The following is an 890-nucleotide window of genomic DNA, read 5'->3' as shown; positions in this document are numbered from 1 at the left end:
GCGCTGCTGGAGCGGGTGGGGGTGTTTGCGCGGGTGGAGAACCGGGCGGCGGCTGAGCAGTTGGTGGCGATTGGGGAGTTGTTTTCGTATCGGTTGTCACGCTGTTCGGAGACCGAGCAGTGGGCGGTGGATACCGAGGCGGCGGTGAGCGCGGAGGTGGCCGCGGCGTTGCGGATCAGCCAGGGCCTGGCGGCCAGCCGGGTGCGGTATGCGCGCGCGATGCGTGAGCGGCTGCCGCGGGTCGGGGAGGTGTTTGGGGCCGGTGAGATCGATTTTCGGCTGTTCGCCACGATCGTGTATCGCACCGATCTGATCACCGATGCGGACGTGGTGGCGGCGGTGGATGCCGAGTTGGCGATCAAGGTGGCGCGGTGGCCGTCGATGACGCAGGGGCGGCTGGCCGCACAAGTGGACACGATTGTCGCTCGCGCCGATGTTGATGCGGTGCGCCGGCGCCGCGAGGGCCGCGCCGAGCGGCAGGTGTGGATCGCCGAGATGGACGGCGGGCTCGCGCATATCGAAGGCAGTCTGTTCAGCGCGGATGCGCATGCGGTGGATCGGCGGTTGGATGCGTTGGCGGCCACGGTGTGCGCGCATGATCCGCGCAGCCGTGAGCAGCGCCGTGCCGATGCGTTGGGGGCGTTGGCGGCTGGGGCGGATCGGCTGGGCTGCCGGTGTGGGCGCTCGGAGTGCGCGGCCGGGACACGGCCGGCGGCCGGGCCGGTGGTCATTCATGTCGTCGCTGAGGGCGCCACTGTGAAGGGCCGCGGCGCGGCACCGGGGGCGCAGGTGGGCGCTGAGGGGTTGATTCCGCCGGAGTTGGTGGCCGAGTTGGCCGCCTCGGCCACGCTGGTGTCGTTGGTGCATCCCGGTGATGGCGCCCCGGAGCG

The 890-nt window shown here is 71.2% G+C and carries 1 protein-coding gene; it reads left to right on the top strand.

What is annotated here, in order from left to right:
* The coding region (locus A5625_RS23550; RefSeq protein WP_156748489.1) for a DUF222 domain-containing protein at positions 1-890 on the top strand (890 nt) is incomplete at both ends.

It is taken from the genome of Mycobacterium sp. 1465703.0 (genome assembly GCF_001672975.1).
GTDB lineage: Bacteria > Actinomycetota > Actinomycetes > Mycobacteriales > Mycobacteriaceae > Mycobacterium.
The sequence above is the reverse complement of the archived record's forward strand: the minus strand, read 5'-3'. Positions and strand labels throughout refer to the sequence as shown.